Annotated in this window: 11 protein-coding genes and 2 pseudogenes; 10 read left to right on the top strand and 3 right to left on the bottom strand. The window is 43.5% G+C overall.

All coding sequences use genetic code 11. The annotated features are described in order from the left end of the window. Positions 1–137: 137 nt before the first annotated feature. Complete coding sequence (uspB, locus tag JQ822_RS15455) at positions 138–473, top strand: universal stress protein UspB (RefSeq protein ID WP_096759190.1); 336 nt, start codon at positions 138–140, stop codon at positions 471–473. A gap of 64 nt (positions 474–537) precedes the next feature. Here the strand turns inward: uspB and pitA are convergent, their stop codons facing one another. Beyond that, the gene (pitA, locus tag JQ822_RS15450; protein ID WP_135323972.1) at positions 538–2,034 is read right to left on the bottom strand and encodes an inorganic phosphate transporter PitA; all 1,497 of its coding nucleotides are present in this window, start codon (positions 2,032–2,034) and stop codon (positions 538–540) included. 229 nt (positions 2,035–2,263) lie between these two features. Between pitA and JQ822_RS15445 the strand changes: the two genes are divergently transcribed. From JQ822_RS15445 to JQ822_RS15410, 8 genes are all read left to right on the top strand, one after another. After that, on the top strand, positions 2,264–3,487 hold the full coding sequence (locus JQ822_RS15445) for an NAD(P)/FAD-dependent oxidoreductase (protein WP_213134193.1): 1,224 nt from the start codon (positions 2,264–2,266) through the stop codon (positions 3,485–3,487). Between the two features lie 122 nt (positions 3,488–3,609). Continuing rightward, complete coding sequence (locus tag JQ822_RS15440; protein WP_020833813.1) at positions 3,610–4,452, top strand: TnsA endonuclease N-terminal domain-containing protein; 843 nt, start codon at positions 3,610–3,612, stop codon at positions 4,450–4,452. Then, a complete protein-coding gene (locus JQ822_RS15435; RefSeq protein WP_048217579.1) occupies positions 4,439–6,562 on the top strand; it encodes a Tn7 transposition protein B in 2,124 nt (707 codons plus the stop codon). The genes JQ822_RS15440 and JQ822_RS15435 overlap by 14 nt, the downstream gene beginning before the upstream one ends. Next, the gene (locus tag JQ822_RS15430; RefSeq protein ID WP_001049182.1) at positions 6,562–8,010 is read left to right on the top strand and encodes an ATP-binding protein; all 1,449 of its coding nucleotides are present in this window, start codon (positions 6,562–6,564) and stop codon (positions 8,008–8,010) included. The genes JQ822_RS15435 and JQ822_RS15430 overlap by 1 nt, the downstream gene beginning before the upstream one ends. 41 nt (positions 8,011–8,051) lie before the next feature. Beyond that, positions 8,052–9,608, top strand: a complete 1,557-nt coding sequence (locus tag JQ822_RS15425) for a TnsD family Tn7-like transposition protein (RefSeq protein WP_024143025.1) — start codon at positions 8,052–8,054, stop codon at positions 9,606–9,608. Between the two features lie 11 nt (positions 9,609–9,619). Beyond that, on the top strand, positions 9,620–10,546 hold the full coding sequence (locus tag JQ822_RS15420) for a hypothetical protein (RefSeq protein ID WP_000262426.1): 927 nt from the start codon (positions 9,620–9,622) through the stop codon (positions 10,544–10,546). Positions 10,547–10,908: 362 nt separating this feature from the next. Further along, positions 10,909–11,208 carry a helix-turn-helix domain-containing protein gene (locus JQ822_RS15415; RefSeq protein ID WP_001097217.1) on the top strand — a complete coding sequence of 100 codons (300 nt, stop codon included), beginning with the start codon at positions 10,909–10,911 and terminating at the stop codon, positions 11,206–11,208. A gap of 562 nt (positions 11,209–11,770) precedes the next feature. Further along, positions 11,771–13,477: an AAA family ATPase gene (locus tag JQ822_RS15410; protein WP_244848968.1), complete on the top strand. Its 1,707-nt coding sequence runs from the start codon at positions 11,771–11,773 to the stop codon at positions 13,475–13,477. Here the strand turns inward: JQ822_RS15410 and JQ822_RS15405 are convergent. Then, positions 13,473–13,913, bottom strand: a pseudogene (locus tag JQ822_RS15405) (IS5-like element IS5B family transposase); the annotation flags it as partial. The gene JQ822_RS15410 and the pseudogene JQ822_RS15405 sit on opposite strands and share 5 nt — an antisense overlap. 68 nt (positions 13,914–13,981) lie before the next feature. On the opposite strand from JQ822_RS15405, the pseudogene JQ822_RS24655 reads away from it, so the two are divergent. Then, positions 13,982–14,107: pseudogene (locus tag JQ822_RS24655) on the top strand (TOPRIM nucleotidyl transferase/hydrolase domain-containing protein); the annotation flags it as partial. 166 nt (positions 14,108–14,273) lie between these two features. Here the strand turns inward: JQ822_RS24655 and copM are convergent. Continuing rightward, the gene (gene copM / locus JQ822_RS15400; RefSeq protein ID WP_000694954.1) at positions 14,274–14,624 is read right to left on the bottom strand and encodes a CopM family metallochaperone; all 351 of its coding nucleotides are present in this window, start codon (positions 14,622–14,624) and stop codon (positions 14,274–14,276) included. Between the last annotated feature and the right edge of the window lie 20 nt (positions 14,625–14,644).

Below are 14,644 nucleotides of genomic sequence, written 5' to 3'. Positions count from 1 at the left end.
TATCTAGAGAGGCGTTCGGATGCGAGACACTAACACGAGCGGTTTCGGTAGCACTCTTCACTGAATAGTTTGGTAGGGTATCGGGGAGCGGTAGTCCCGGAGAGGAACTCCGTGGGCGGGTCGCCGGGGAGGGGGGTATGATAAGCACCATTGCGTTATTCTGGGCTTTGTGTGTCGTTTGCATAGTTAATATGGCGCGCTATTTTTCGTCGTTACGCGCACTGTTAGTGGTACTTCGTGGTTGCGATCCATTGCTTTACCAGTATGTTGATGGCGGAGGCTTTTTTACCTCGCATGGGCAGCCCAACAAGCAGATGCGTCTGGTGTGGTATATCTACGCTCAGCGTTACCGCGATCATCATGATGATGAGTTTATTCGTCGCTGTGAGCGAGTTCGCGGCCAGTTCATTCTTACCAGTTCGTTATGTGGCCTGGTATTGATCAGTATGGTTGCGCTGATTATCTGGCACTGAGGCTTATAACAATGCAAAAAAAAGCGGACCTGTTTGCAGGCCCGCTTTTTTATTGTGCATTCGCTTAGATAAGCTTCAGGGAGAGCCAGTACAGCCCCCCGGAAAGAATAATCGCCGCAGGCAGGGTGAAGACCCAGGCCATCAGAATGCTGGTCACTGTTTTACGCTGCAAGCCGCCACCGTCAACAACCATCGTCCCTGCTACGGAAGAGGAGAGAACGTGGGTGGTGGAAACAGGCATACCGGTATAACTGGCAAGACCGATAGAGACGGCGGCAGTCATCTGCGCAGACATCCCCTGAGCATAGGTCATGCCTTTCTTACCGATTTTCTCACCGATAGTGGTTGCCACGCGACGCCAGCCAATCATCGTACCGCAGCCCAGAGCCAGCGCAACGGCCATGATGATCCACACCGGAGCGTACTCAATGGTGCTCAGCATGTCAGTTTTCAGTTTCTTCAACAGACGCTGATCGTCGTTGCTTACGCCAGGCAGTTTCACGACTTTATCGGTCGTATCGGAAATGCACAGCATAATACGGCGCAGTTGTCCGCGCTGATCGACACTTAATTTGTCGTAGGTTTCCAGATTCGCCAGCATACCTTTCGCACGTTCAAGCGCGTTAATGGTGTTCGCCGGGTGGCAATGGAACTCTGTTGGTGTCGCAGCACTGGCTTCCGGTGACGGAATCAGCTGGTCTACGCCGGTTGCCTGCTTGAGCAGGTCAGGGCGTTGCTGGAAGAAGGTTTCGACGTTATTGATTGCATCGCGAGTACGGGTAATTTCGTAACCGGAAGCGTTCATATTGACCACGAAACCGGCAGGTGCTACGCCAATCAACACCAGCATGACCAGACCAATGCCTTTCTGCCCGTCGTTTGCGCCATGAGAGAACGCTACGCCGATTGCAGAGAGGATCAGTGCGATACGCGTCCAGAATGGCGGCTTTTTCTTGCCGTCTTTCTTTTCACGCTCTGCTGGCGTCAGGTGAATACGGGCACGTTTTTTAGTACCGCTCCAGTAGCGACGCAGCAAAAAGATCAGGCCGCCTGCAACCACCAGACCGACAATCGGCGAGATGATAAGCGAGGCAAAAATACCCATCACTTTCGGGATGTTAAGTGCATCCACGACCGATGTGCCGTTCATCAACGCATTGGTTAAACCAATACCGATAATCGCGCCAATCAGCGTGTGGGAGCTGGATGCAGGCAAACCAAAGTACCAGGTACCCAGGTTCCAGATAATTGCCGCCAGCAGCATAGAGAACACCATGGCGAGACCATGTGATGACCCCATGTTAAGCAGCAGATCCGTTGGTAACATATGCACGATGGCATACGCTACGCTGAGACCGCCCAGCAAAACACCAAAGAAGTTGAATACCGCAGCCATGATCACCGCCAATTGCGAACGCATGGCACGGGTATAGATCACGGTAGCGACGGCATTGGCTGTATCGTGGAAGCCGTTAATTGCTTCGTAGAACAGGACAAAAGCCAGAGCAAGCAATAGTAAAAGCCCGGTATGTAAATCCAGGCCAGCAAACAAATGTAGCATAGGACGTTACGCCATTTTGAGGACATGAACGCGGCGCATTATCAGTGACTTTGGCGGCGCGGGCAAAGTGAAATATAGAGTTTTTTTGATTTGTCTCCTGCTTTGTATAACACCACTAAAGAATTATCTTATAGAATTCAGATAAATACCTATTTTTGATGGTTTGGTGCTGGTGCGACCACTGAGGAATCTTTACAATTCACGCCCGCTTTTTAGAGAGGATCGCAACGTGGAAAGGTTTGATACCGTTATTATAGGTGCTGGCGCAGCGGGTATGTTCTGTGCCGCGCAGGCAGGACAAACAGGTAGTCGCGTACTGCTCATTGATAATGGGAAAAAGCCAGGACGCAAGATCCTCATGTCCGGCGGGGGGCGTTGTAACTTTACCAATCTTTATGTAGAACCTGCGGCCTATTTGAGTCAAAACCCCCATTTTTGCAAGTCAGCGCTGGCGCGCTATACCCAGTGGGATTTTATCGATCTGGTGGGTAAACACGGTATTGCCTGGCATGAAAAAACGCTCGGCCAACTTTTTTGCGACGACTCAGCGCAGCAAATTGTCGATATGCTGGTGGCGGAATGCGAAAAAGGTAACGTTACGATGCGCTTACGTAGCGAAGTTCTGAGCGTCGCGCGGGGTGATGAGGGCTTCATGCTGGAGCTTAACGGCGCGACCGTCGGTGCGAATAAACTGGTGATTGCCAGCGGCGGGCTTTCGATGCCGGGTCTTGGCGCTACGCCGTTTGGTTATAAAATTGCCGAACAGTTTGGTTTGAAGGTTCTGCCGACCCGTGCTGGTCTGGTGCCTTTCACTCTGCATAAGCCGCTGCTGGAGCAGCTTCAGGTGCTTTCAGGCGTCTCTGTTCCTTCGGTTATCACCGCTGAAGATGGCACCGTATTTCGTGAAAACCTGCTCTTTACGCACCGCGGGCTTTCTGGTCCGGCCGTTTTACAAATTTCCAGTTTTTGGCAGCCAGGTGAATTTGTCAGCATTAATTTGTTGCCAGATGTAGACCTCGAAAGCTTCCTCGATGAACAGCGCAGCGCGCACCCAAACCAGAGCCTGAAGAACACGCTGGCGATGCAATTACCAAAGCGGCTGGTGGAGTGTTTGCAGCAGTTGGGACAAATTCCTGACGTGACGTTGAAGCAGCTTAACGCGCGCGATCAGCAAACGCTGGTGGAGACGCTGACCGAATGGCGCGTGCAGCCAAACGGTACAGAAGGTTATCGCACGGCAGAAGTGACGCTGGGTGGAGTAGACACCAACGAGCTGTCGTCACGGACAATGGAAGCCCGGAAAGTACCTGGTCTCTACTTTATCGGTGAAGTGATGGACGTCACCGGCTGGCTGGGCGGGTATAACTTCCAGTGGGCGTGGTCGAGCGCCTGGGCGTGTGCGCAAGATTTGGTGCCTTGTCCGAAGACAATAAAGTTGTACACAAAGCACTAAAGTTGTAACCATTCTCAAAAAACGACGCTAATGTTGTATACTTACTGAATGTGTGGTTATAGGGTTGGAGACTATAAAATGCACATATAGGTACGTATCAATGTCGTTTTTTGGGTACGATCATGGGTAGGGGTAGGCGTCTCAAATCCTATTTGGATTATGAAAATGCGCTAGGTGACGGCATAGGAGTGGGCTATGGCCAAAGTTATCAGCCCTGGCTTAGAGCTCAGGACGTTAAATCCCGTGGAAACCGTTCGATAGTCTTTGGCCTTAAGACGTTTCGAAACCATCATCTCCTTTCTTCTGTCGAAAGTAACTTTTTCTATCTGGCTGAGTTTAATGACTCGGTGATTGATATCCGGGAACAATTCCCACTCTTTCCTCTCCGGCTTACCCAACAAATAGCAAATCATCTACATTTTCAACATCCTATGGTGAGGGGAGTAAGAGGAGTACCTGTCGAAGTTCTGAATGTTATGACAACCGATTTTTTACTGACCTTGAGAACTCCTGAAGGCGGACTTCGATACAAAGCTGTAGCAGTAAAACAAAACGAGAGCATACCTGAACGCGAAGCCCAAAAACTTGAAATAGAGAGGATGTTTTGGCAGTTGATTGATGTTGAGTTTCAAATTTATGTTGGCTCGGAACTCAATAACGTCGTCGGTAAAAATATTTGTTGGGTTACTTCTGTATTAAGAGATGGTTCTGTATTTTATGATAAATATCCTCTTGATAAAATCCTATGGAAGCTTAAACCAGATGTTTATCCCATAGTGGGACTACGTGCAATGATTTCATCAATCATTGGGGTAGATGCACAAGAAGCGATGATGTTATTGCAGGCAATGATTGGATTAAAAATGATAAAAATTGATTTATCATATCCAATACTCGAAACCGGTCTGATAAAGATAATATCCAATGGCCACTATATAGGACTGAACGCAAATGGATATTATTAGAAATTCAGTCTGGCTCTCTCAAGGCACTGATTTGCTTGCAGAGGGGCTTTATCGTGTTTTGGATTTTGACAAAAAGGTTGATTTGTTAATTTTGTTTAAAATAAAATCAGAAAGAACGGGTAAGCCAATTCCTTTCTCATTTTCATTGTTTAAATATTATATTGAATCAAATAGCATAACTTGTAAAGATTATATATACCCTTCATATATGTTAGTAGATGAGAAAGAAATAACAGATGAAGACAGGGGAAGGCGAGATGAAAATTACAATATCATTAAAGATCTTGTAGATGACAGAATGTTTCTGTTCGACTATGCATTACATAAAAAGTCTCACCTTTTAATGGACTACTCCAGAAATAAAAAAATATCACAATATACTATCAGAACGCTTCTGGCGTTGTACTGGCGACATGGGCAGGATGTTTATGCATTACTACCCGCATTCTCGAACTGTGGTGCCGCTGGGAAAAGTAGAATCAAACATGAAATTAAACTTGGGAATTCCAAGAAAAACAGAGCATTACCTAATGAACGTTCACGTGTTTTCATTCTTAATGAAAGAGATATAAATAATATTAGAAAATCTCTCATTATGTATCATTATAAAGTTAACGGAGATACGATAAAGAAAACATTAGAGAGACATATTGATTTGTATTTTAGGGATGAAATTAAAACAGCGAACTTAGAAAATAGAGCTCCATATGTTCCTTCTTTAAAACAATTTTCATACTGGAATAAAAAACTCTTCACTAAAGATTTCTCGATAAAGAAGAAGAACACGAAAAAAGAAATAGACCTCAAAATGCGGGCGCTTTTAGGTAGTGCGGCTAATACAACTGTTTTACCGGGTGATGTTTTCGAAATAGACTCAACTGTCGCTGATGTACATCTTATTTCGAGTTTAAACAGACGAAAAGTCATTGGGCGCCCAACTATTTATACAGTGGTGGATCGCGCAACAAGAATGATTGTTGGCCTTCATGTTTCTTTATACCATGCTTCATGGCGAGCTGCCCGACAAGCGTTAGCAAATTGCTTTATGCCAAAAAAAGAATATTGTAGATTATTTGGAATCTCTATTACTAATGATGATTGGCCTTGTTCTCATATTCCATTAACATTGATGTGTGACAACGGGGAGATGATTGGTCTTAAACCTCAGGAAAAGATGACCCCCCTGACAAAACTTGAGTTTGCGCCAGTCGGTAGAGGCGACAGAAAAAGCATTGTTGAACGCTGTTTCGGTATTCTAAATGATGAAGTTATTCATAGGCTTATTGGAACAACACGAAGGGGTAAGATTGTTAAAGGAGCGCCAACACCGCAATCCAGGGCTTGTTTAACGATTCAGGAGGTCACGTCTTTACTGATTCGGGAGATACTTGCACATAATCAGAGAACATATGAAGAACTGGCTTATATCAATCCCTTACTGATTGAAAATGATCTCGTAATATCACCAAAAAATAGTTGGATGATAAGCTTAAAGCACGGGAGATTCAGCGCAAGAGCCGTTGGGGCCGACGAAGTGATCGCACGATTGTTGATCCCTGTGAACGCTAACATTACCGCCGGTGGGATTCAGTACAATAATCTTTTTTATGAATGTGATCCAGACATTGCATCAGGTGCCAGAGTATTTGGAAGAACCACTTGTGAAGCAAGAATAGATGACAATTGCGTAGATTATATATATGTAAGATTTGACAAAAATAGCATTTTCAAAAAGCATTACCTGCTTAAGAAAAGAGATATATTTAAAGGTAAAGCTCATCTTGATACAGATGTAATGGCTGATTGGGTAGATACTCAAAAAGAAATTAATTTATTTACTCTGGATTCACTCAGCAATATCAATAATAAAGATGATTTTAACAAGAAAGGTAACGAAAGATTAAATGAAATATACGAATCTCGACGGGTACATGGTAAAGATATTAAAAAGAACAGGAAAAATGAACTTGATTCATTAGGGCGAACTGATGTTGCTAATGGAAGACCTGAACCCCTACTTCCGTCATCCAGTAAGGTTCTGCTTTTGCCTGGCCGGGAGGAGAAACAAAGATGGTTAAAAGGTAAGAAGAAGACTGAGGACGCAGAATAATGAACCTTATACGGAGCGTTTCAGCGATATATAAAGAACAGGAGTTACCTGAGTATCGTGGCAACCCCTTAATTGAAGCACTTCCTGAAGCGCTTACGGAAGATGAAGTACTTCTGGAAATGAGTTATTTTCCCGAAATTGACGAAAAAATCCGCTGGACTGCCCCGGCGAATGTTAGAGAGCAGTATGTCGAACGTATAAAGAAATTCCGTTGCCCTCAAACCAATCTTATCCAGGCTTATAAAATGATTTTACGGGCACTTAGGGAAAGCTATGCAGCCCGTAATCCTTTAAAAAGCGGAACTATTCAATATCTTCATTACTATGGGACTGAGCGTCCTGATATTGAACCCGAAAGTGGATATTTTAAATCCCAGGCTGAAACCATTACGATAGTTGGAATGAGTGGTTCTGGAAAAACTACCATGATCGAGCAAGTCATGGATCATTTCCCTCAGATTATAGAACACAGCAGCTATAAAGGAGTTTTTCCCGGCTTCAGTAAGCAAATCGTATGGGTAAAGATTAATTGTCCATACAACTCAAGTGTGAGAGACCTTTGTGAAGAGATTTTACAAAAATTAGATGATGCAATTGGTATTGAACGAACTACACCAGAGATTAGAAATGGTGCTCTGGCTCGCCAGATTGCGCAAAGAATAAAATCATCATTTTTAGGTATCCTTGTTATTGATGAAATGCAGAGGCTAAAATTTTCAAGAACTGGAGGTGAGAGTAAGTTGATTGATTTTTTACATGAAATTGTAGATTCGATGGGGGTATCTATGGTTTTTTGTGGAAATCATCCTTTTGACGAGACTCTGACAAAGAAAATGAGAATTGCCAGGCGGGCAGAGTCTGGTGGTTATATGAAAATTTCAAATGTCAGATACGACTCACAAGACTGGCAATCGTTTATTCATTATTTATGGCCATTACAATGGACAAATGTTGAAACACCATTAAATGATGAGTTAAACGAAAAATTATTCATTTTATCTAAAGGCAACATTGGATTGGCTCAGATGATTTATCGGGGGGCACAATTAAAGGTTATCGGTAGCGGTAATGAAATCATAACTGGTGCAGTCTTGTCGGCCTCTGTACCGGTACTCGTAAGCCATACGGAGGAATATAAGGATACTTTACTCCCGGGGGCAGCGACTGAAGACGAGGAAGCCAAATGGCTCTCTGCATCTAATGAAAGTGATGCTTCGGCTAAGTTCATGTCAGAGAAGCCCTTAAAAGCTTTGATCCCTGGAGATATAGACAGGCCACAGCACAAGGAATTCGTAAGAAAAATAGACGAGGTTATGCGCAATTTCGACGAGAAAATACTGTCTCTTGACCATGATCTTGTTATCACCAGAACAGCTGAAAAGAAAAATACCTACGATGCTCTTCAGCGTTGCGGGCTTATAAATACAGATCCACTTAATAAATTGTAATGAGGTCATCAGTTCGTAACGGTCAAAGAGAGGTGGGGTAAATGAGAATGTTGTCTGTTTTACCTGATGAATCCTTGTTCAGTCGGTTTTGTCGGACAGCTACCGTGTACGGTATGTCCCCATCTTCTCTGTTAACGATCATTTTCCACAAACCTGATATGAGCGTCCATCCAATTCTCAATTCAGGATTAAAGGCTATTTCTCTTCATACATCCGAAAGTGCAGACCAGCTCTGGCATGAACAGACTTTACTCCCTCTGTTTGCCTGGGCACTACCAATCAGTCGTAATGAAATTATGGATTTCAACACGACCCCTGCCAGGCTTAATCGATTGTGCCGCCTTAGTAATTTTTCACTAGGACAGCGGACACTATTGAAGTTTTGCCCGGTTTGCGCTCGTGAAGATACTTTTCATTATGGTGTTACTTATTGGCATCTGGCGCATCAACTTCATGGGGTTACAACCTGCCATCGGCACCAGGTAGTGCTTGAAAGCATCAATGTCCCTTCTGCACCGCACATACGTATTGGACTGATGCCTCCTGTTTCGTATACAGAACAACTCAGCAATGAGACAGACTTCGATTTTGCTAAATTTTGTTATGAGTCCATAAATATAATCAGAAGAAAAGAAATTTGTCACCCAAATTACATGGATGTACTTAAAAAGTTAAATTTATTATCATTGGACGGGAATCTGAAGAAAAATGTATTTTACGCACATGTTTATGCTAAGTGCCAGTTATTTGGGGAGGGTTCATCGGAGCTTCTACCGACATCCCTTACTGATTATCACTACTGGGAGCCTATACTCAAAGATAAATGTTGTCAGCATCCCACAAAGCACCTTTTGCTTTGTTATTGTTTGTTAAATACTTGCTGGCCAACGTATGCAGGAAGTCGTCCTAATAAAAAGAAAGAAATCTTTAAAAGTCATAAGGAATACAGCTTTCATATGGCTGAAAATAATACTAGTGTTAGCAACCTTGGGAGAGAATTTAATCGCAGCAGATGTTACATTAAAACACTTATTTATAAAAAATACCTGAGGGCGTTTAAGCGAAACACAAAAATTAATATATTCACTGAATTGCTTATCAAGTCTATGGCTGTAAGGGGGTTTAGTCTGGCATCCATAGCTGAGAAAAACTCATTATCGGAAGGAACTGTATCCTCTGTAATTTCATCTTGTTACGGTTTATGCTCATGGCGTAAAAAATGTAAAAAAGATTCTTTAAGACGGCGTCATAAGCAGAAAATATTAAGATTTATACATAATCAATCCATTTCTGTAACGCGAAAGTTAGTCAAGGAAAGTTGTTATGCTAGTTTCTTTTGGCTAAATAAACATGAAAATGGCTGGCTTAATTCCTGTCTTCCTAAAGCAGTACGATGTTATAGAAATAAAAGAGTAGACTGGAGCGAGAGAGATATAATCTCATCATCATTAATAAATGTTGTTTTATCTCAGGGGCAATACCCGATGTCACTTACAAGCCTGGATGCTTTACTGGGGGGGCATAACTGGCTTTTGAAATACAGAGATAAACTACCAATGACAATGACACTTCTCAGGAAAAAGAATCTAATTAAATAAGAGGGAGTGATATGGTTTACGAAAATGAATTGTGGCACAGTTTTCTTCTGCGTTCACAGATAATGTATAACTTATCCAATTGCAGGAACATAATATCTAAGCATGGTGAACTAAGGTACGATGCCTTTCCTCGGCTCGAACTGATTGATATGTACAAATTGCATAGTTTGCAGGATATATATGACATTCTTGCCACAAGAAATGGTTATATACTAACTTCCAATATAGTGTCGTTATCTTCTGGTGTTTACGGGTATTTCAACGCTGTTGAAGATGCCTGTCGAAATAATTTACACATAACTAATTCATATCCATTGGTAAACATCTCAAAGATTCGTTACTGCCATAAATGTATTATTGAAGATATACACTCTAAAGGCATTGGTTATCTTCGTCATAGATGGTTGTTTGAATCTAAATGTGCAGCTCATAGTACCTGTTTATATGAGGTTTGTTTTGACAACTATTTGGATGCAGTGAAAGGACTTAGTGACTTAATTATAAGTGGAATAAATCCTCATGGTTATTGTTCCCTTGTGGTTGACATTTCAAATCCTTTCAAAACTCCAGTGTATTTATTGCCATGTGCCAGGGATAAAATTTTAAAATGGATTTCTGACAATAAAAATGAGCTGGTTTACTTTCTCTTTGACCTCTTTAAAAGTAAATCGCATTCTAGTTTATTAAAGGTTATTGAAGTCAGGATAATGCATAGTAGTTATATTTCTGCGGTGTTCAGGATATTGAGTGAGGTTAATTTTTGTAATTTCAACTCATTTATTACCGATTTATTCGAGGACGTAAGTTATGCCTCTGTTGGACTTGATGATTATTCTGTTAATGTGGATTTTCTCAGGCTAAAAGCCGCAGATTGCAAATTTTGCCGGTTCAATGGTAAAAATTTTTGCTCACTTTTTAATGTAAAGCTTCTTCGCTAATTTTTACTTCATTTATAAACTACTAAGAAAGCTAATAAGATAGGGTTATATATTTTGATTAGGGCGGGAATAAATTATCACTTCCCGAGTATCCCTGGGGGTTACCACCTGAGTATGATGCCGGTTAGCAACAACGTCTAAAAGACCTACGATCACGATAAATGTCACTGGGTCACTCTCAAGCAAAGTGGTCAGGGGTGCTAGATACCAGTACTGCTTACTCAACACGGCCTTGTTTTTGAAAGATGCCGAATCTTGGCAAGAGGCGTATTACAGCCTATAGTCTGTTAATGAGTATTACAGCTTATCTGCTGTAAATCCATTCGTTGTGCTTGTTAACCCGTCGATACGGAAGATCACTTATGAACACTCAATACGCTTTGAAGACCTTGAATCAGTTGCGTCCTGTTTTAATCGGCTTTCGCAAAGCCAATGGACTGACGCAAAGAGATGTTTCTGAACGTTTGGGTGTAACACAGCAAACTTATGCCCGACTGGAGGCCAACCCTGCAAGTGTGGGTTTTGAGCGTTTGTTTAGAGTGTTCAGCGTCCTTGGAGTGGAGATCGTACTTTCATCCAGGGAACCATTGTCAGATGCAAAGCCCGAATACGGAGCTTTGCACAATGATTCTTCACTTCCAGCCAGGCGGGAGAAATGGTGACGCCATGCGCTTCCCGGTCTAATTGTCTGCAGCAATATTAACCCCTTAGCGGCCTGAAGTATCAGGTTGCTATGAAGCCTTTCGTTTCTTCTGTTATGTTAAATACACCAGTTTGAGCTGTTTCGGACAACCATAAATTATCTCTTCACTCTTAAATGAAAATTTTATGTCGATCACATTATCGATGAATTTAGGAAATAATCCGTAAATGAAAATCTATCTACCTTTAAATTTATCAATGTCCGTACGACATAATTAATATCAAAGAATGTGTATTATTATCATTTAAGTCATAAAAGCCATGAGTCAGTTCCAAAAAATATAATGAGCATTGAAATTATTACCCATCATTCTGGAGTTTTAACTTAGCCATGTATCGAACCACAAGTTGGCTTCCGGTGTTTTGAGGAGCAGTAAAGTTCAGAAAGCGCGACCAGATCATAATCCAGAAATGTCGTTAAGATATTCTGAATAACGGTTATCCCTGCATGTTGGCAGGCATTTGAAAATATATTTTGTATTCAGGTTGCAGCAAAACGCTTTCTTACACACAGGACTTCATATGCGGCTCAGAAAATTAAAACTGAAAAACTTCAGAGGCTACAGAAACTCTACTGAAATCATTATTGATGAAAGCATGACGGGTATTGTCGGTCGTAATGACTTTGGGAAGTCAACGATTCTGGAAGCGCTGGCTATTTTTTTTGAAACAGAAGGAATGAAGGCTGACAAGAATGACATGAACTGTTTCAGCCTAAGAGAAGGGGACGGCCGTTTTGAAATAGCCTGTGAATTTGATGACCTGCCCGATTTTATCATGATCGACGACAGGGTGCAGACCACGCTCGCCTCAGAACATCTGCTGAATGAAGACGGCAATTTTGAAATCGTCAAAACGTTTAAAGCAACGACTTCAGGAAAACCGGAGCAGACCTGCATCCGCTGCATCCATCCCGAAGAGGAGCCCCTGAGAAACTTACTGGCAATGAAAATTTCCGAGCTCAGGGCGGTGGGAAAAGAAGCTGAAAAAAATGTGGCGGATAAACGCACTGCATCGTTATGGCGTCAGGCCATCAGGGAAGCCGCCGCTCCCTATACCTGTTCTGAAATGTTGCTGGATGTCGATAAAGAGTTTGGAACCGACACAAAATCATTATGGGGTAAGATCCTCGATTTGCTGCCCACGTATGCGATTTTCAAAGCCGACAGGGAAAGCAGCGACGGGGATTCAGAAGCTAAAAACCCCTTACAGCAGGCCGTAAAAGACGCTCAGGCTGCGCTGCAGGACAAAATTACAGCGCTGGAAAATGAGATCCAGGACAGCGTACTGGATGTCGCACAGAGAACGCTGGATAAATTACGTGAAATGGCCCCCGAACTCGCCAGTGAACTGACTCCACGATTTAAGGAGAAACCCAAGTGGACCTTCAGTTTCACCCTGGACGGGGAAAATGGCATCCCCATCAATAAGCGCGGCAGCGGGATAAGGAGGCTTATCCTGTTGAATTTTTTCCGGGCTGAGGCCGAGAAGCATGTCGCGGGGACGCCCAGAAATGTGATTTATGCCATAGAGGAGCCTGAAACGTCACAGCATCCGAACTATCAGATGATGCTGATGAAAGCGTTACTGGCACTGGCAGGCCAGCCGCACCGTCAGATTATCGTCACCACCCATGTCCCGGCGCTGGCCGGATTGATCCCTGTCGAAGGCGTACGTTATGTCACCCGAAATGAGGCGGGTGAACCCGTAGTAAAAATGCCGGATGACGCTGTGCTGAAGGAAGCGACTGAAAGCCTGGGGGTGCTGCCAGAGACCGGTATGGAAAGGGCGCAGGGGATAGTTCTGGTAGAGGGAAAGTCGGATGTCACTTTCCTGAGGCATGCGGCCAGTTCATTAAAACAGTCAGGTATGTTGCCAGCCTCTCTGGAGGACGTGAAAATAGTGCCAGTCCTCATAGGAGGGTGTGGCAGCGTCAAACACTGGGTGACATTGAATCTGGCCAACGATCTGGGGCTTCCCTGGTGCGTATTTCTGGACTCCGATATTGGGGGAGACCCTGCACAGGTTCTGTCCATTCAGAAACGTAAAAAAGAAGTGGAGGATGCCGGTAAGGTATTCTTCGCCACGCGCAAACGTGAAATAGAGAACTATCTCTGCCCGGATCTGATTGAAGAAATGACCGGTGTAGCCGTCACGTTTACGGACACCTGTGATGCTAAAAAAATAATTGGCCGGGCGGTGGGAATGAAACCCGATAATGTGNAATGATGGTGGCATCGACCAAGGTGCCTCGAGTCATCATGACGCCTGCTTCGGCCAGCCAGCGATTGATGGTCTTGAACAATTGGCGGGCCAGTTGATGCTGCTCCAGCAGGTGGCGGAAATTCATGATGGTGGTGCGGTCCGGCAAGGCGCTATCCAGGGATAACCGGGCAAACAGGCGCATGGAGGCGATTTCGTACAGAGCATCTTCCATCGCGCCATCGCTCAGGTTGTACCAATGCTGCATGCAGTGAATGCGTAGCATGGTTTCCAGCGGATAAGGTCGCCGGCCATTACCAGCCTTGGGTTAAAACGGCTCGATGACTTCCACCATGTTTTGCCATGGCAGAATCTGCTCCATGCGGGACAAGAAAATCTCTTTTCTGGTCTGACGGCGCTTACTGCTGAATTCACTGTCGGCGAAGGTAAGTTGATGACTCATGATGAACCCTGTTCCATGGCTCCAGATGACAAACATGATCTCATATCAGGGACTTGTTCGCACCTTCCCTTGATAAATTCTGGCCCCGGATGACAGCGGAAAGAATCATCTCAAGATCAACCTATCATGACGGAATGCAGGAAAGGATTGAGCTGGTTGAGATCCTGAGCGATATTGTTGCCATGACGAGATAATGTGTAAAAATTATCGCAGCTGCATATATTCCGGTCCACAGCAAAGGACCGGAGTATAGTATATAAAAAACCCGAAATTAATCGGGTTTTAATTATTTAACGTTTAACAGGCTCCCGTGCCCGGGAGTGAATTAAAATTACGCTTATTATGGCTTTTTTGCAATCTTTATTTTTGACTGCCAAGCCATTTATTCATCTGCTCGATTTCACCTTTCTGAGCTTTAATGATGTCCTGCGCAAGCTTTCTCATTTCGGGATCTTTTCCGTATTTGAGCTCGGTCTCAGCCATTGCGATTGCCCCTTCATGGTGTGCGATCATACCTTTTGCAAAGGCCTTATCGGGATTGGATTCATTAACGGCGGCCATCATTTTTTCATGCATATTTTTCATGCCAGCCATATATTCCTGTGATGATGCCGATGAGTGCATATCTGACATTTTCATTTCCGAATGTTCAGCAGAAATGGCTGGCAGGGATAACATTAATATTACAAAAAGGGTGTTTTTGATTTTCATATAATAATTCCTTTCAGACA

Origin of the sequence: Citrobacter sp. FP75 (assembly GCF_018342065.1) — a bacterium.
Lineage (GTDB): Bacteria > Pseudomonadota > Gammaproteobacteria > Enterobacterales > Enterobacteriaceae > Citrobacter.
This window is presented reverse-complemented; position numbering and strand designations above follow the sequence as displayed.

Coding starts and splice junctions, on each gene's coding strand:
- uspB (WP_096759190.1), top strand. CDS start 138: ATGATAAGCACCATTGCGTTATTCTGGGCTTTGTGTGTCGTTTGCATA.
- pitA (WP_135323972.1), bottom strand. CDS start 2,034: ATGCTACATTTGTTTGCTGGCCTGGATTTACATACCGGGCTTTTACTA.
- JQ822_RS15440 (WP_020833813.1), top strand. CDS start 3,610: ATGGGTAGGGGTAGGCGTCTCAAATCCTATTTGGATTATGAAAATGCG.
- JQ822_RS15435 (WP_048217579.1), top strand. CDS start 4,439: ATGGATATTATTAGAAATTCAGTCTGGCTCTCTCAAGGCACTGATTTG.
- JQ822_RS15430 (WP_001049182.1), top strand. CDS start 6,562: ATGAACCTTATACGGAGCGTTTCAGCGATATATAAAGAACAGGAGTTA.
- JQ822_RS15425 (WP_024143025.1), top strand. CDS start 8,052: ATGAGAATGTTGTCTGTTTTACCTGATGAATCCTTGTTCAGTCGGTTT.
- JQ822_RS15420 (WP_000262426.1), top strand. CDS start 9,620: ATGGTTTACGAAAATGAATTGTGGCACAGTTTTCTTCTGCGTTCACAG.
- JQ822_RS15415 (WP_001097217.1), top strand. CDS start 10,909: ATGAACACTCAATACGCTTTGAAGACCTTGAATCAGTTGCGTCCTGTT.
- copM (WP_000694954.1), bottom strand. CDS start 14,624: ATGAAAATCAAAAACACCCTTTTTGTAATATTAATGTTATCCCTGCCA.